Source organism: Nocardioides sp. YJ-D4, assembly GCF_054031495.1.
Map to the genome: position 1 here is coordinate 2572653 of NZ_CM132932.1, position 16920 is coordinate 2589572.

Below are 16920 nucleotides of genomic sequence, written 5' to 3' on the forward strand. Positions count from 1 at the left end.
GCGCAGAATCCCGCCATGGCGGGAAAGTGGTCGGCTCACCGAAGCGTTTCCCGGTAGGCACGCACGTCGGCCAGACGCTTGCGCCAGAACTCCGCGCGCTCCGGGGTCGCCTGCAGCGCCCGATCGGCGAGCAGGCGCTCTGGCGTGGGCGAGGCAGTCAGTACGGGCAGGACGCCGCCGGACGGGAGGAGCGGCGACGCGGCGATGTCCTCGGTGAACATCGAGACCGTGCCGAGCCCACAGGCGTAGGGAAGCTCAGGCAGCGCCGCGGCGAGCGCGATCCCGGCGGCCATCCCGACCGAGGTCTCCAGCGCCGAGGAGACCACGCACGGCAGCCCGATGTCCTCGGCGATCCGCAGACAGGCGCGTACGCCGCCCAGCGGCTGCACCTTCAACACCGCCACGTCGGCGGCCTCGAGGTCTCGTACGCGGTAGGGGTCCGCGGCCCGCCGGATCGACTCGTCCGCGGCGATCGGGACATCGACCTTGCGGCGTACGTCAGCGAGCTCCTCGACGGTGGCGCAGGGCTGCTCGACGTACTCGAGCCCGCCCGCGGCCCTGTCGAGAACGCCGATCGCGGCGAGCGCCTCGTCGACCGTCCAGAGACCGTTGACATCGATCCGCACCTTGCCGGCGGGGCCGAGGGCATCCCGGACCGCCTCGACGCGGGCGATGTCGTCGGCCAGGCTCTGGCCCGGGTCGGCGACCTTGACCTTGGCGGTCGCGCAGCCGGAGCGGGTCACGATCTCGTGGGCGCGCTCCGGACCGACCGCCGGCACGGTGGCGTTGACGGGCACGGTCTCACGTACGGGCGTCGGCCAGTCCCCCGCGGCCGCCTCCTCGGCGCAGCGCAGCCAGGGCTCGATCTCGGGGGTGTCGTAGTCGAGGAACGGCGACCACTCGCCCCACCCGCCGGCGCCCTCGAAGACGATCCCCTCGCGCTCGGTGATCCCCCGGAAGCGAGTCGTCATCGGCAGGGCGAAGACGTGGCCCTGATCGGTCATCGTGCCTCCGCGTCGTCGGTCGTCGCGAGCGCGAGCAGGGCCTGCCGGTCGGGCTTGCCGTTGCCGAGGAGCGGGATCGCGTCGAGCGCGACGACCTGTCGCGGCGCCCAGGAGCGCGGATGCTCAGCGGCGACCCACTCGCGCACGGTGCCGGCGTCGATGTCGCCGACGACGAAGGCGACCAGCCGCTGGCCCCACTCCTCGTCGGGGGTGCCGAGGGCCTCCGCGGCCTCCACGTCCGGGTGTTCGCGGAGCCGCCTGGCGACGAGCGCCGCCGGGACCTTCACGCCGCCGGAGATCACCATGTCGTCGAGACGGCCGAGGATCCGGAGCCGGCCGTCCTCGTCCAGGGTGCCGGCGTCGGAGGTGAGGAACCAGCCGTCCACCAGGGAGCTCGCGGTCTGCTCGGGATCGTCCTGATAGCCGTCGAAGAGCATCGGTCCGCTGATCCGGACCCGGCCGTCGGCGCCGATCGCGATCCCGACCCCGTCCAGCGGCATCGCGTCGTAGACACACCCGCCACAGGTCTCGGCCGAGCCATAGGTGGCGACGACGGCGACGCCGGCGTTCTCGGCGCGGGCGCGCAGCGACGGGTCGATCGGGCCGCCGCCGAGCAGCAGCGTGTGGAAGCCGGCCAGCGCGGCGAGGTCGTCGCCGCCCGACTCGATGATCCGGTGCAGCTGGGTCGGCACCATCGACACGAACCGAGGCCCGTCGGCCATCGCCGCGGCGGCCTCGGCGAAGGACTCGTGGGCGGCGGCGATCACCGGCTCGAACCCCGCAAGCAGCGAGCGGGCGATCACGTTGGCCCCGGCGACGTACGACTCCGGCAGCGTCAGCAGCCACTGCCCGCTCGTCCCGACGCGCCGCGCCGACGCCGCTGCGGACGCCTTCACGGCCTCTCGGGAGAGCATCACCCGCTTGGGCTTGCCCGTCGAGCCCGAGGTCTCCACGACCCAGTGCTCCGGCCCGCCTCCGGCGAGCCACTCGGCCATCGCGGCGACGGTCTTCTCAGCCCGTACCACCGCGTCGTCCACACCCCAACGCTATCTCCTGCGGTGCAGGGGTTCGCGGGCGCCCGTCGGCTGTAACACGCGTCGGCGCGCTACTGGCCGCGGATGTTGAAGTCGCCGACGAGGCCGTGGTGGTCGGACTCCAGCTTGAACGTGGCGTGGCGGGTGGGAGTGGCGGTGGCGCTCGAGCCGAGGAGCCAGTCGATGGTGCCGCCGCCGTCGTGGGTGGCCCAACCCTGCGGAGGCGCGCCCAGGGTCTCGAAGGAGGAGGTCATCCCGGCCTTGGTCATCAACGGCTTCGGGCCCCACGGATCCCCGTCGCCGCCGTTGCGCGGGTAGGGCGAGTTGAGGTCGCCGGCGACGAGGACGGGGCCGTACTTCTGCAGCCCCTGGGCCAGTCCGGCGAGCTTCGCGAAGCCGCGCTGAGCCTCGTTCTTACGCGCCTGCGGGCTGTTGGCCGGCGAGGTCATCGTGTGGGTCGAGATCACCGAGATGCGCCCGGAGCCGTCGCTGCTGGCGAGGACCACCCAGGTGGCGTACCTGTTGTCGTTCTTGACGCCGGTGACCGGCTTGGTGAGCTGGACGGTGCCCTTGTCGACCGCCACCCAGCGGTCGGTACGCCACATGACGACCGGACTGAGAGCCTGGCTCCGGGTGCCGTACTCGTCCGCCGAGGCGCGATAGGTGCCGTAGCCGCGCACCGAGAGGTCGGAGACCGACCGTGACTGGGCCTCGTTCAGGGAGACGAAGTCGGGTCCGTGCTTCATGACCTTGGCCAGGTCGGAGCGGTATCTCGAGCTGGACATGGAGACCTTGATGTTGGCCTGCGCCAGGCGCACCTGCGGGCCGGAGACGGCGGCCGGGGAGGCGCCGACCTGCCCCGCACCGGGCAGCCCGGCGACCTGCTTGGTCGTCTCGAGGGTCTTGCCGATGTTCTTGTCCAGCCAGGCCGCCGGGTCCACCTGGTCCTGCAGGTAGCCGCCGCCGTGCGGGTGCACCTCGAAGTGGAGGTGACAGCCGGTCGAGTTGCCCTCGCTGCCGACCTGCCCGATGACCTGTCCGGCCTTCACCGTCTGCCCCGCGGCCACCGAGAGCGACTGCATGTGGCCGTACCACGTGGTCAGGTTGCCGGGCGCCGTCTGCACCTTCACCAGCCAGCGTCCCGACCAGCCCCAGCTGCCGCCCGACTCGATCACGATGGTGCCGCCGTGGGCCGCCTGCACGGGCGTGCCGCACGGCGAGGAGTAGTCGTTGCCGGTGTGCATGTTGGCCCAGTTGGAGCCGGAGTTGCCGTAGTTGTCGTTGTCGACCGCGAGGCCGGCCTGGATGGGACGTACGACGCTGGTGCTGATCCCGGCCATGCCGATCGTGCAGGCCACGTCGGTCGCGGTGGCCGTCAGGTCGGCAGCCGAGACCCCGTCGGCGAGCGCGGCGACGAGGGCTCGCGCCTCGTCCTCGTGCTGGGCGTACGCCAGCGGGAACGCCGAGCGCTGCACCGCCTGCGCCGCCGCCGTGACCTGCATCTTGCGCCAGCCCGGGATGTCCAGGAGCCCGGTGTTGCCGGTGTGGGCGGCCACGCCGTAGAAGGCCTGGGCCGACTTCACCGGGTTCATGATGTCGGCGACCGAACCCCACCCGGAGACTGGGCGCTGCTGGAAGAGGCCCACCGAGTCGCGGTCACCGTAGTCGAGGTTGCGCAGGGTGCTCTCCTGCATCGCGGTCGCGAGCGCGATCACCCACCCGTAGGCGGGCACACCGGACTGCTTGCCGACCGCCACGATGGTCCGGGCGTTCTGGATCTGCTCGGTGTTGAACCCGGCGATGCTGCCCTCCGGGATCTCACCGTCCGGCCCGAGGTTGCCGGCCTGGATCGCGTTGGTCCCGCCGATGCAGCCCGACTCGGCCTGGTCCTGGGTGCTCTGCTCGGTGCTCGCCAGGCCACCGATGAGGATCACCAAGGCACCCGTGACCACCAAGACGAGCGTGGCCGCCCCGGCCACGATCCCCCAGATCAGACGCGCCTTGAAGATCCACATCGGTCTCATCCCCCCGGAAGAATGTTCGCGACGTACCAGACGTTGTCGACCAGCGTCAGGTAGACGATGACCTTGGGGCCATCCGTGGTGACCTCGACACGTGCCTCACCGTCGGTCTGCTCGAGCACCTTCGCGGGGCCGACCACCTTGGTCGCCGGCACGGTCGCCGGGTCGGTGGTGCCCAGGGCCTGGGCCAGCGACTCGTCGGGACGGGCGGCGTTGATCCCGGCCCACCACTCGTCGGTGGTCAGGTCGGGACGGGCCCAGGCGGCGACGAACTTGGTCGCCAATGGGGTCGGGTCCGGGACGGGTGCCGGCGAGCCGGTCGCGGAGGCGCTCTGCTGCGCCGACGCGGTTCCCCGCTCGGGCTGGGCGGCTGGCTCGGCGTCGGGAGCGTCGCTCCACTGGGCGATGAGCCAGATGACGAAGACGATGCCGACAACCACCGAGAAGAACCGGAACGGCGACCTCATGGGCCACCTCAGCACCGGCGCGATGACCTCCCACAGCACACCACGCGTCGTTGTCGACCGCACTACCGGGCTCCTCCTTCAGACCAGCTCGGACCGTTGTCGACGGGCACCGAGCGGTTCCCGTTCGGTGAGTAGATGACGAAGACCGCGTTGCCGTCGGCGTCGTAGTCCACGTTGGCCTCCGCCACCGGCGACTGTCGCGGTGGCTCCGGCTCGCGGTCGGCGTAGGCACCTGCGGTGTAGTCGACCGGGCTCGGCGCCTCGGGACGGTCGTTGTTGTAGACCTGCCCGGCGGCGAACCCGGGGCGGGGCTCGTCGCGGAAGGACGGCTCGTCGCGCTCGACGGAGCGCGAGTCGAACCACTGGCCGGCCACCCGCTCGCCTTCCTCGCCGCTCATCGAGGACCCCAGGGCGTACGTCGGTGTGGCGCTCGCGCTCGCCCCGGCGCCCAGCGCTCCGGCGGCCGACACCGGGGCCTGGTTGGGGACCTGCTCGGCGACCATCGTCGGTCGCCTGCCGGTCAGCTCGTGGCCGGGCATGTAGACACCGCCGGGGCTCGAGACCGATCCGGTGCCTGCCGGGCCACCGCCCGGGACGGGCGGCCGGTCGGCGTTCGCGTCGCTGACCCCGGCCTCGGCGCCCGCCCGGGTGCCGACGTACGAGGAGAGCATCGAGGTGAGCCGGCCCATGCCCGGCAGTGGGATCCCGTAGGCGGCCGGTCGGGTCAGGCGCCAGGCCAGCACGGTCAGCACCGCGATCAGCCCCAGCTTCAGCACGAACCACATCGTCGAGGTCAAGATCGCCGAGTCCAGCCGCAGCAGCAACAGCGCGACCAGGAAGTAGATCGGGCCCATCACCAACGGACCCACCACCCGCTTCAGCATCGCCACTGCCGCGTCCCGGGTGTGGTCCAACATGAACAACACCCCCGCCGCCGGCGCGAACGGCACGATCAACCGGATCAACGCGAACGACAACAAGATCGCCAGCCCGGCCACCAGCAGGAACCCACACACCACCACGACCACGGCCAGGTTCACCAACGCCGTGGTCGCCCGCTGCGACCAGTGCTCACCCTTGAAGTACTCATACGCCACCGGATCGGACTTCTTGACCGCCTCGGCGTGCTCCTTGAAGGCGTCCTGCTTGGCCTCCAGGACCTTCTTGCCCTCGCCGTTGGGGTCCTTGCGGTAGGTGTCGTACTCCTGCCAGGAGAAGTGCGTGGACCGGAACACCCGCGGCCCGTACGTCTTCGCGGTAGCCGAGTCCGGGTCACCGAAGGCACCGGCCAGCCAGGTGCGGTACTGCGTCGAGCGCACCACCTCGTCCATCTGGCCGTCCACGGCCTCGACCGCATCGGTCTCACCGAACTTGTCGTCGTTGACCCCGGGCACCGTACGACCGTCGTTGAACCCGGTCGCGATCATCCCCGTCGCCGACCGGACCCCGTCATCGACCAGCTTGGTCGACTCCACCGGATACTGGATCAGCCACGAGGTCACCACCAGCACGCCCAGCGCCCAACCCGCCGCCGTGACCGCCCGCGCGAACCGGCCATCACGCGCCCGGATCATCACCGTCGCCGCCACCAGCAACAACACCACGCTCACCCACGGCGCCCACACCCCATTGGTGACCGCCTCCGAGGCCGCCACGATCGGGTCGTCCAACGCCTTGAGGAAGGAGTTCTCACCGATCACCGCGTTCAACAACGCATGCGACCAGTTCGGCAGGATCCCCGAGATCTCCAACATGATGTTGCCGATCGAGGTCCCCGCCCCCGCCACGAACTGCCCCGTGCACCCGTTGTCGTAGGTCCACCACTGCGGCGTGGTCCCGTAGGCCGACTCCAGCGAGACCTCGTCCTTGTTGCGGAACGGATCCAGCTCGTCGTTGATCTCCTTCGGATCGTTCAGCTGCGTACCCGCCTTCGACGCCGCCCCCAACGCCGTCATCCGCACGATGAAGCTGCCATCCCCGTAGGGAGAGGCCGGCATCGGCGCGTCCAGGTTGTTGCACGCATCGCTCACACCCGAGAGGCCACCCGTCGGATCGAACGGGATCGGGATGTCGATCCCCTTCGGCCCCGCTGCCGCCGCCGGCCCGGCGACGGACAGCAGAGCAACCACGAGTACGACGAGGGCAGCCGCCCTACAACGCAGGGGTGTCCTGTGGTGAGCGGAGCGCGGCTGCATCAGCCGATCCCATCCCCGGAAATCTCAGACGTGGCGAGATCGACCGGCTCGCCGCCGATGGCTCGACTGACGCGGCGGGTGGGGTCGGCGGTGGTGTTGAGCGCCTCCTGCAGACCCGGGTGGTGGTTGAGGGTGACCTTGATGATCTCCATACCGCCGTGACCGGTGTCGCCACCGAGGCCGTCGCGGTAGATGAACTCGCGGTAGCCGAGCTGCTCGTCGCCGCGCCTGGTGCGCGGTGAGAGCCGCGCCAGGATCGACTCGTAGCCGAGCCCCTCGGGCTTGCCGAGCAGCTTGAGCGCGTCGCGCTGGGCGCTCTCGTCCTGCGTACGTCCCACGAAGGCCGCCCCGACGAAGTTGTTGATGTCGGAGCCCAGGATCGCGGAGGCGTTCTGGGTCGAGACCAGCGCGGCACAGTTGTTCTTGCGGGAGTCGCTGGAGAGCTTGTGGACGAGGGCACGACCGGTGCCGCCGGAGGCCTGGGTGACCTCGTGGGCCTCGTCGAGCGCGAACAGCTTCCGCTCGTTGGGGTCGCTGCGGTAGATCAGGTGCAGCGCGGACCAGGCGGCGAGCGTCATGATCGGGCGCGCCATCTGCTCCTCGGCGCTCCACTCCTCGCGCGGGACGTGCTCGGGCGGGGTGTTGAGTCCCTTGAGGTTGTAGAAGGTGAACGGCGTGCCCTTCAGCTCCTCGTCGGACTGGAGGAAGTCGTTGCCGAAGAAGAGGCGGCCGAGCTCACGCTCGCGGGCGGCGGCGAGCTCGCGGCCGATCTCGTGGTCGCCACCGTCGCCCTCGAAGAGCATCTTCACGATCGTCGAGGTGTCGGCGCCGCGGTCGGCCTGCGCCTCCATGACGCGGGCGCGGATGCGCTTGAGCACCTCTTCGTTGTTGGCCAGTCCGACCGGGAGGCAGGAGCGGAGCACCGAGACGGTCAGGTCGCGGCGCTGCTGTACGGCGGCCGACCGCTCCCGGTGGAGCCGCTCGGCGAACTCGTGGTCCGACATCGCCTCGGCCCGGATCAGCTCCGGGTTGGGGTCGGGGACGACGGCGTACGGCGACAGGCTTCCCGGGCGGCCACCGAGGACGTCCACGCTGCGGGCGCGTGCCGGCACCTGCTGGCCGTTGAAGATGCCGCCGCCGATCTCGGGCAGCGTCATCAGCCGCTGCAGTCGTCCGGCCGGGTCCATGGCGACGCCGTGGATGCCGGACAGGATCGACATGTAGATGACGACGCCCATCAGGGTCGACTTTCCGGAACCGGGCGTGCCGACGAGCGGGATCAGGCCGGCCTGCTCCATGACCTCGGTGAGGTACCACGGGTCCATCAGCACGGCCCGGGACGCCATCGCGGAGGTCTCGCCGAGGTAGAACCCGCGCTTGTCGCCGACCTCGGCGGTGACCGCCGGCAGCCCGGCGGCGACCTTGAGCACCGGGAACTTCCGGGCATGCGCGGTCGAGGCGAGCGGCTCGCCCGGTACGAACTCACGAGCCAGGTGATACTGCCCCAGCTGGCGGGTGATCTTGATCTGGGGCCGATAGAGGTCGACCACCTTCTGCGCCTTGTCGAGCGCCTCCGCCTCGCTGCGGCCGGTGACGGCGATCCGGTACCAGCCCCTGGTCCGGGTGGACAGGCCCGTGAACTCCGAGCGCATCTCGTCCTCGACGTCGGCGGCCCGGCCGGCCTGACGGGAGAGCTGCTTGGGAGGCCGCTTGCCGTGGTCCTCGGACCAGTGGCTGACCTGGCCGTCGATGCGGCGGGTCAGGGACGCCATCTCGCGGGAGACGTCCTCCGGCGAGCGGGGCTCGACCCGGAACGACCACTCCACCGGGAAGCCGAGGGCGTCGGTCTTCGCCATCCACGGCGCGTGGGTCTCCGGGACCTCGATGTCACCGATCCGGGAGACCGTCAGCACGCACACGTGGCTGGTCTCCTGGCGGCCACCGATGCTGCTGGTGACCTGCACGGTCGGTGCCAGCGGCTCTGCCGACCAGGCGACCGACTCGAACCACTCGGCCATGTCGTCGGTGTCGAGGAAGTTCTGCTGGGCCTCGCCCGGCTCGGGCACCGGGATCTTGGCGCCCAGGGAGAGCGAACGGGCGATCATCCACTCCATGTCGTGACCGACCGCCGGCCGCGCAGAGAAGCCCGGGCGCGACATCACTCGGTTGACGGTGTCGAGGCGCTCGCTGATCGCAGCCATCTCGCGCTCGGCGGCGCCGGCGGAGAACTTCGCCAGCGTCCTCACCGTCGCGTCGCGGCGGCCGAGGTCGACGCCGTAGTAGACGAGCTTGTCGGCCTGGCTGTGGGCGGCCATGTGGGCCTGGTTGCGCGCCATCATCTCCTCGAACCCGGGCTGCGGGTCGGGAGCGTTGGCGAACGCGGCGTGCGCCCAGTGACGTACGGGATAGGGGCGGGTGGTGACCCGGCCGTGGACCGTGTTGCCGACCAGGTCTGCCAGCTGGCTCGCCTGGTCGGTGATCAGGGCCTCGAGGTCGGAGTGGGCGCGGAACGACCAGGTCTGAGGCTCGGCGAGGTACCAGGCGATGATGCGGTCGCTGGTGAAGGTCAGGTGACCACGCACCTCCTCCAGCGCCCACTTGTCGCCTCTGGGCTCACGGACGCCCTTCGAGTCGTCGCCGCCCCGGCCGAAGACGCTCTTGCGTCCCGGCTTGGGCTTCTCGAAGCCAGGCCCGTAGGCCCGCTCCGTTCGCGGCCGCCTCATGCGGTTCCTCCGTCGTTGGGTGCGTCGTCGCCGTCGAGGCGCTTGCGGTAGTCGTCCACACTCTGCGGGCGCCCGTCAGGCACCGCCCGCTCGTCCTGATTGTCCCTGGGACGGGTACCTCCCGAGGGCGCATCGTCGAAGTCGTCCCATTCGTCGGCGTCGTCCCACTCGTCGACGTCGTCGAACCGTGGCTCCGGTGCGATCACCACTGCTGGCCTGACCGCGTGCGAGAGCGGCAGCCGAGCGGCCTTGGGTGCCGGCTCCGGCTCAGGCTTCGGTTCGGTCTTCGGTTCGGTCTTCGGAGCGGGCTGTTGCGCCGCCGGGGCCGTTGCGGGCGGTGGCGGAGGAGGTGGCGGGGGTGGCGCAGTGCGCGGTGCCGACTGCGCCGGGGGCGGAGGCGGAGGTGCAGCGGAGGTCCCGGCAGCCGGAGCCGGGGGCGCGGGCGGCGCGGGCGGCGCGGGCGGCGCGGCCTGAGTCTTCGGCTCGGTCGGCTCGGGGGACGGCTGCGGGCGCGACACGGGCTGCTCCGGCTCCTGCCGGGCCTGCCATGGCGCACCGCCCTTCCACGGAACGTCGCGGGGCTCACGCGGGGAGGAGGACGGCCGGCTCGACCAGCCACCCTTCGCCGGACGTACGCCGGTGGCGGGCTGCTGCCTCGCAGGCTGAGCCTCGGGCTGGACCGAGAGATGGGCCGGGAGCGGCTCCTCGACGACCTTCGCCTCGATCACCGGTCGCACGGGCGCGGCCTTGCCGCGCACCGGCTGGGTCTGGACGCGGGTCTGGACGCTCGGGGTCGAGGCGACGACCGTCGCCTCCAGCAGCCTAGGCGAGGACGTGGCGCCCGGCTGCTGCGCGAACCGCCGGCCGGGCCGTCGCATGGCCTTCGCCCAGCCGCCCCGGGGGCTCGTGGCGTGCCGGAAGGCGACCGCCGCGCCGCCTGCGTACTGGGCACTGGTCTCCACGCGCGGCGTGGTCAGCTCGTGCCAGAAAGTCATCAGCCAGGCGCCGGCCGAGCTCTCCGAGCTGATGTAGTCGGAGGCCTTCATCGAGAGGTAGGAGGCGCCGATCAGCCACAGCCCCATGCTGAGCAGCGTCACCGGCATGCCGAGCTTGCGCAGCAGCACAAGCGTCAATGGTGCGATCACCAGAAAGAGGAAGATGGTGCGATAACGCATCTCCCCGATGTAGCGACGAGGGGGACCGAGATAGGTCTGGTCGACCTCGTACAGCTCGTCGTCGTCAGGCAGCCTCATCCCCGAGATCCCTCCCTGGGTTAGCTAACGGGACCGGGTTCACCCCTTGAAGAGACCAGCCATCCACTGACCGAGGTCCGTGGCGTTGTTGCCCACGGCCAGGCCGAGGACTCCGAGACCGATGATCAGGCCACCGACGATCGTGACGGCCTTCGAGATGTTGCCGCTGCGGGCAGCCCACAGGACCGTGACGCCCAAGATGAGGACGACCAGCGTGATGATGTTGTCGGTGATCCACTCTGCCAAGCCGCCGGTGCCATACTCGGCGGCTTGTGTCTGAATCAACTGGTGCGGTGCCATTGTTCTGCTCCCTTTCCCGAGGTGAGGTGTGGTTGCCGGATCCGTCCGGAAGTATTCGGTTGTCCCGGCCGGCGCAGCCCCATGCGGCACCGGTGGGTGGGGGCGCCTTGCCCCTCCCGCGGGCTGACGCAAACTCCCGGGCATCGGCATTCTGGACAAACGCCACCGCCATGTGAGACGAGCGTAGTCGCCAGACCGCCGTAGCGCACCTCGTTCCACCTGACGACACGTGCACACCGCGCGCGTACCAGCACTGGGCGGACCGCGTCACCCGGACGTCATGCCGCCCACCGGACCGCTGCGCACGACACTGTCCCGCTCAGCGGTCTCCTTCGCCGTATTCTTGCGAGGGGAGGCTAACTTCGGGGAATCTATATCCCGGAGCAACCTCGCGAGTTTCGCGCGCTTGCGTCCGGATTCGCGAATTCACTCCACATTCAATCGGATTTCTCGGGAGGACGAGCTCACATGGACAAGAAGAAGATCTTCATCGTCATCGGCGCCCTGTTCGTCGGGTTCTGGCTGTTCACCGATCCGCAAGGGCTGACCAGCACGATCTCCGCAATCGCCGGCGGCATCTGGGGCGTCACCACCGACGTCTTCGGCGGCGTGATCGGCACGATCGAGGGCTCCACCCGCTGACCTCGGCCGCAACCTACGCCGACGCACGGGCGTCGGCGCGATGGACTCCTTTTTCCTCGCTGCCCGGTTTGGGGACCGTTCAGCACAGAAAACTGTTTGACGTCGAACCAGGCGATCACAAGACTGCGCTTGTCTCGATGTCAAGATAGTTTGGAGTCGTCTTGTCCCCTCACTTCATCCGGTTGAGGGACAAGGTCCTCTCAGACGATCCGCTCATCCGGGCGATGTCGTACCAGTCGGTGCTCTCGGCCTTCGCCGAAGGCACCTTTCTCACCGGTTCGGCGGTCTTCTTCACCCAGATCGTCGGCCTCTCCGCCGCACAGGTCGGCCTCGGTCTCACGATCGCGGGCGCTGCAACCTTCTTGTTCGCCGTCCCCCTGGGCCGACTCGCGGATCGTCTCGGCACCCGGTTCAGCTGGATCGCCGGTGCCGTCCTCCAGGCGCTGCTGTTCGGCGCCTGGGTGCTGGTCGGCAACTTCGCCGCGTACGTCGCCGTCGAGGTGCTCCTCGCGCTCGCGTCCTCCTGGCAGAAGTCGGGCCGCGACGCCTACCGGATCTCGGTCTTCCCCGCAGCGACCCGGGTCCGCTCGTTCGCCTACATGCGTGCTGCCCGCAACGTCGGCTACACGCTCGGCGCGCTGGCCAGCGGTCTCGCCCTGGCCGCCGACTCGAACACCCTGATCAAGGCCATCCCCGTGCTGACCGCCGTGGTGCTGCTGGTCAACGCCTACTGGATCTCGCGCCTCCCCCGCCTCGCCGCCGCTGCCTCGCCCGGCGACCTGAAGCCGGACGTACGCGACCGCCTCGGCGCCCTGCGCAACCGCGCGTTCCTCGCGACGACCTTCTTCGACGGCGTGCTCGGCACCCATCAGGTCCTGCTCAATGTCGTCATCCCGCTGTGGCTGGTCCAGGAGACCGACGCCCCACGGGTGCTGCTGGCATGGCTGTTCGGCACCAACACCGTCATGGCCGTCGGGCTGCAGGTCATCGCCGCCCGTGGCGTCACCGACGTGACGACGTCCCTCAAGGCCCAGCGCCGCGGCGCACTCTGCTTCCTGGCCTCGTGCGCGATCATCGCGGTCACCCACGACACCGTCGGCCTGATCACGATCGCCCTCGTCTGGATCGGCCACGTGACCGTCACCGGCGCCGAGCTCTTCCAGTCCGCCGGCGAGTGGGGCCTCATCGCCGACCTCTCCGACCCGGAGCACCGTGGCGACTACCAGGGTGCCGCCCAGGTCGGCTACACCCTCGGCACCGTCTGGGCCCCCGCGGCGTACACCTTCCTGGCCATGGAGCTCGGCCACCTCGGCTGGGCCATCATCGCCGGGATCGTCGTCATCGCCGCGATCGGCGTCCACCCCTCCGCCCGCGCCGCCGAGCGCTACCTCGCCCGACAGACCCAGCCCGTCCCCGCGCCGGCGTAGCGCCTTCGCCGGAGGGCGCTCAGACGAACAGCAGAGGTACGCCGACGAGCAGGCCCCACACCAGCGTGGCCAGCCCGGTCTGCTGGAGGACGGGGATGAGGCGCGGGCCGAGGTTGGCGCGGTCGAGGACGGTGCGTACGCCCTGGGCGGCGACGGCGACGAACCCGAGACCGAGCAGCGCCCACCAGGACGTCGTCAGGGCCACGAGCACGACCGAGACTGCGGCGACGGCCACGAGGGCGACGTAGAGCCAGCGGGTGCGCGCGTCGCCGAGGCGTACGGCGAGGGTGATCTTCCCCGACTCGGTGTCGCCGGGGATGTCGCGGAGGTTGTTGGCGACGAGGAGGGCGGAGGTGATCGCGCCGATCCCCACGCCGGCCCACAACGCGCCCCACTCCCAGGTCCGCGTCTGGACGAAGGTCGTGCCGATGACCGCGACGAGTCCGAAGAAGACGAAGACCATGACCTCGCCGAGGCCGGCGTAGCCGTAGGGGTGGGAGCCGCCGGTGTAGTACCAGGCGGCGATCATGCAGACCAGGCCCACGACGACCAGCCACCATGCCGACGTCACCGCCAGCACCAAGCCGGCGACCGCGGCGATCCCGAACGCGATGAACGCGGCGCGCTTGACCGCGGCGGGCGTCGCGAGGCCGGAGCCGGTCAACCGCAGCGGGCCCACGCGCTCGTCGTCGGTCCCCCGGATCCCGTCGGAGTAGTCGTTGGCGTAATTGACCGCGACCTGCAGCGACAGCGCCACCACGAGGGCGAGCAGCGCCTTCCACCAGACCAACCCACCGGCGTACGCAGCCACCCCTGTGCCGGCGATGACCGGCGCGAGCGCCGCGGGGAGGGTGCGAGGACGGGCTCCCTGGAGCCACTGAGCGGTGTTTGCCACCCCGCTATTCAACACCGACGGCTCGTTGCAGGTGTCGCGGGGATGTGACCCCACGTCAACCCCCAAAACCCAACGACCCCTGCCCGGGGGGAGGCAGGGGTCGCGGGGTGGGGGTGTGGGGGATGGATCAGGTCTTCGGAGGGTCGTTGGAGTCGACGCTCAGCTCGGCCTCCATGGCCTCGATCTCCTCGGCCAGCTTGTCGGGCGGCGGAGCGCTGGGCTCGGCAGCCTCGGCGCCGGCACCACCGGAGCCGGCCGTACGGCGCTTGTTCCACACGTCGAAGGCGACGGCGAGCAGGAGCACGAGTCCCTTGATGGCCTGCTGCCAGTCGATGGAGACACCCAGCAGCGACATGCCGTTGTTGAGGACACCCATCACGAGACCACCGATGATCGCGCCGACGACGGTGCCGACACCACCGGTGACAGCCGCGCCACCGATGAAGGCGGCGGCGATCGCGTCGAGCTCGAAGTTGACGCCGGCCTTCGGGTTGGCCGCGGTCAGGCGGGCGGTCGTGACCAGGCCCGCGAGACCCGACAGCAGCCCCATGTTCATCATGACCAGGAAGTCCACACGCCTGGTGTTGACGCCGGACATCGTGGCCGCGTCGACGTTGCCGCCGATCGCGTAGACGTGCCGGCCGAAGACGGTCTTGTTCATGATGAACGTGTAGACCACGATCAGCCCGGCCAGGATCAGCCCGACGATCGGCAGCCCGCGCGCGTCGGCGAGCAGGTAGGCGAAGTACATGATCACGATCGTCAGCAGCGCCAGCTTCACCACGAAGAGCGGGAAGGGCAGGACGTCGAAGTTGTACGCCATCTGGGCGTTGCGGCGACGCACCTCGAGGAAGATCAGCACACCGACGGCGGCCACCGCGATGAGGAGCGTCAGGTTGTGGAACCCCGTGTCCGGCCCGATCTCGGGCAGGAAGCCGTTGCCGATGGCCTTGAACTGCTCGGGCAGACCGCCGACGGTCGCGCCCTTGAGCACGACCAGCGTCAGACCGCGGAAGAGCAGCATCGAGGCCAGCGTGACGATGAACGCCGGGATCCCGACGTACGCCACCCAGAACCCGTGCCAGGCGCCGATGGCGGTGCCGATCAAGAGCCCCAGGAAGACGGCGACCCACCACGGGAAGTCGTACTGGGTCATCATGATCGCCGCGGCGGCGCCCACGAAGGCGGCCACGGAGCCGACCGAGAGGTCGATGTGACGCGCCACGATCACGATCACCATGCCGATGGCGAGGATCAGGATCTGGGCGTTCTGGACCACCAGGTTGGAGACGTTGAGCGGCTTGAGCAGCACGCCCTCGGTCGAGATCTGGAAGAGGATGACGATCGCCGCCAGAGCGATGATCATCCCGTACTGGCGGACGTTCCCGCGCAGCGTGTTGAGCAGGGCATTCATCGGGGGTTACTTCCTCGCGTCCGCGGTCATGTAGCGCATCAGGGACTCCTGGGTGGCCTCTGAGCGGTCGAACTCATGGGTGATCACGCCCTCGGCGAGCGTGTAGATGCGATCACACAGTCCGAGCAGCTCGGGCAGCTCGGAGGAGATCACCAGTACGCCGCGACCGCTGCGGGCGAGCTCCTGGATGATCCCGTAGATCTCGTACTTGGCGCCGACGTCGATGCCTCGGGTCGGCTCGTCGAGGATCAGCAGCTTCGGGTCGGTGTACATCCACTTGGACAGCACCACCTTCTGCTGGTTGCCGCCGGAGAGCTTGCCGACCCCGGCGGTGATCGAGGGCGCCTTGATGTTGAGGTTCTTGCGGTAGCCCTCGGCGACCACGACCTCCTTGTGCTCGTCGACGACGAGCCCAGAGCGCAGCTTCTTCAGCGCCGCCGCGGTGACCGAGGTCTTGATGTCGTCGATGAGGTTGAGCCCCAGGCCCTTGCGGTCCTCACTGACGTACGCGATGCCGGCATCGATCGCCTGGGTGACCGTGTTGAGCTGCAGCTCCTCGCCGTCCAGCACCAGCGAGCCGGAGGTCCGGGAGCCGTAGGAGCGTCCGAAGATCGACCGCGCGAGCTCCGTACGTCCCGCGCCCATCATCCCCGCGATACCGACGATCTCGCCGGCCCGCACGGACAGGTTGGCCTGGCGGATGACCTCACGGTGGCTGTCCTGCGGATGCATGACGGTCCAGTCGCGCACCTCGAAGAGGACGTCCCCGATGGAGGGGGTGTGATCGGGGAAGCGGTTCTCGAGGTCGCGGCCGACCATCCCGCGGATGATCCGGTCCTCGTCGACGCCACCGCTGGCGACGGACAGGGTCTCGATGCTCTGGCCGTCACGGATGATGGTGATCTCGTCGGCGATCTGCTCGATCTCGTTCAGCTTGTGGCTGATCATGATCGAGGTGATCCCCTTCTCCTTCAGCCCCTCCAGGAGCGCGAGGAGGTGCTGGGAGTCGTCGTCGTTGAGGGCGGCCGTCGGCTCGTCGAGGATGAGCAGCTTGACCTCCTTCGAGAGCGCCTTGGCGATCTCGACCAGCTGCTGCTTGCCGATGCCGAGGTTCTTCACCGGCGTCAGCGGGTTCTCCCGCAGGCCGACCCGCGCGAGCAGGTCGATCGCCTCGCGGTTGGCGCGGCCCCAGTCGATGATGCCGCGCTTGGCGGTCTCGTTGCCGAGGAAGATGTTCTCCGCGATCGAGAGCTCGGGGATGAGAGCGAGCTCCTGGTGGATGATCACGATGCCGGCGGCTTCGCTCTGCCGGATGTTGGCGAACTTCGCGGTCTCGCCCTCGAAGACGATGTCGCCGCTGTAGGTGCCGTGGGGGTAGACCCCGCTGAGCACCTTCATCAGGGTGCTCTTGCCGGCGCCGTTCTCACCGCAGATCGCGTGGATTTCACCGCGGTTGACGACGAGGTTGACGTCGGCGAGCGCCTTGACGCCGGGGAACTCCTTGGTGATGCCGCGCATCTCCAGGATCGGTGAGGTCATGTGGTG

At 69.7% G+C, this 16920-nt stretch carries 13 protein-coding genes; 2 read left to right on the forward strand and 11 right to left on the reverse strand.

The genetic code is table 11. The features are described 5' to 3' along the window. Window positions 1–35 precede the first annotated feature (35 nt). From ACW14X_RS12265 to ACW14X_RS12300, 8 genes are all read right to left on the reverse strand, one after another. Window positions 36–1004 (reverse strand): o-succinylbenzoate synthase, encoded by a 969-nt coding sequence (locus ACW14X_RS12265; protein ID WP_457165766.1) that lies wholly within the window; start codon window positions 1002–1004, stop codon window positions 36–38. Then, the gene (locus ACW14X_RS12270; protein ID WP_457165767.1) at window positions 1001–2041 is read right to left on the reverse strand and encodes an AMP-binding protein; all 1041 of its coding nucleotides are present in this window, start codon (window positions 2039–2041) and stop codon (window positions 1001–1003) included. The genes ACW14X_RS12265 and ACW14X_RS12270 overlap by 4 nt, the downstream gene beginning before the upstream one ends. Before the next feature lie 68 nt (window positions 2042–2109). Beyond that, the gene (locus ACW14X_RS12275; RefSeq protein ID WP_457165768.1) at window positions 2110–4053 is read right to left on the reverse strand and encodes a peptidoglycan DD-metalloendopeptidase family protein; all 1944 of its coding nucleotides are present in this window, start codon (window positions 4051–4053) and stop codon (window positions 2110–2112) included. Window positions 4054–4058: 5 nt separating this feature from the next. Then, the gene (locus ACW14X_RS12280) at window positions 4059–4526 is read right to left on the reverse strand and encodes a hypothetical protein (protein WP_457165769.1); all 468 of its coding nucleotides are present in this window, start codon (window positions 4524–4526) and stop codon (window positions 4059–4061) included. 62 nt (window positions 4527–4588) lie between these two features. Continuing rightward, window positions 4589–6721 carry a hypothetical protein gene (locus ACW14X_RS12285; protein WP_457165770.1) on the reverse strand — a complete coding sequence of 711 codons (2133 nt, stop codon included), beginning with the start codon at window positions 6719–6721 and terminating at the stop codon, window positions 4589–4591. Further along, entirely contained in the window at window positions 6721–9444 is a 2724-nt protein-coding gene (locus ACW14X_RS12290) for an ATP-binding protein (protein WP_160025703.1), read from the reverse strand. The genes ACW14X_RS12285 and ACW14X_RS12290 overlap by 1 nt, the downstream gene beginning before the upstream one ends. Continuing rightward, entirely contained in the window at window positions 9441–10697 is a 1257-nt protein-coding gene (locus tag ACW14X_RS12295; RefSeq protein ID WP_457165771.1) for a hypothetical protein, read from the reverse strand. The genes ACW14X_RS12290 and ACW14X_RS12295 overlap by 4 nt, the downstream gene beginning before the upstream one ends. A gap of 39 nt (window positions 10698–10736) precedes the next feature. Then, a complete protein-coding gene (locus tag ACW14X_RS12300) occupies window positions 10737–10943 on the reverse strand; it encodes a hypothetical protein (RefSeq protein WP_160025705.1) in 207 nt (68 codons plus the stop codon). A gap of 522 nt (window positions 10944–11465) precedes the next feature. Here ACW14X_RS12300 and ACW14X_RS12305 point away from each other — a divergent pair. Together ACW14X_RS12305 and ACW14X_RS12310 are read left to right on the forward strand one after the other, a co-directional pair. Beyond that, the gene (locus tag ACW14X_RS12305; RefSeq protein ID WP_160025706.1) at window positions 11466–11639 is read left to right on the forward strand and encodes a hypothetical protein; all 174 of its coding nucleotides are present in this window, start codon (window positions 11466–11468) and stop codon (window positions 11637–11639) included. A 161-nt stretch (window positions 11640–11800) separates the two neighbouring features. Next, window positions 11801–13066: an MFS transporter gene (locus ACW14X_RS12310; protein WP_457165772.1), complete on the forward strand. Its 1266-nt coding sequence runs from the start codon at window positions 11801–11803 to the stop codon at window positions 13064–13066. A gap of 19 nt (window positions 13067–13085) precedes the next feature. On the opposite strand, the gene ACW14X_RS12315 is transcribed toward ACW14X_RS12310, so the two are convergent. From ACW14X_RS12315 to mmsA, 3 genes are all read right to left on the reverse strand, one after another. Beyond that, entirely contained in the window at window positions 13086–13961 is an 876-nt protein-coding gene (locus ACW14X_RS12315; RefSeq protein WP_457165773.1) for a 1,4-dihydroxy-2-naphthoate polyprenyltransferase, read from the reverse strand. Between the two features lie 127 nt (window positions 13962–14088). Further along, entirely contained in the window at window positions 14089–15375 is a 1287-nt protein-coding gene (gene mmsB, locus ACW14X_RS12320) for a multiple monosaccharide ABC transporter permease (protein WP_457165774.1), read from the reverse strand. Between the two features lie 6 nt (window positions 15376–15381). Further along, window positions 15382–16914: a multiple monosaccharide ABC transporter ATP-binding protein gene (gene mmsA, locus ACW14X_RS12325; protein ID WP_160025710.1), complete on the reverse strand. Its 1533-nt coding sequence runs from the start codon at window positions 16912–16914 to the stop codon at window positions 15382–15384. Between the last annotated feature and the right edge of the window lie 6 nt (window positions 16915–16920).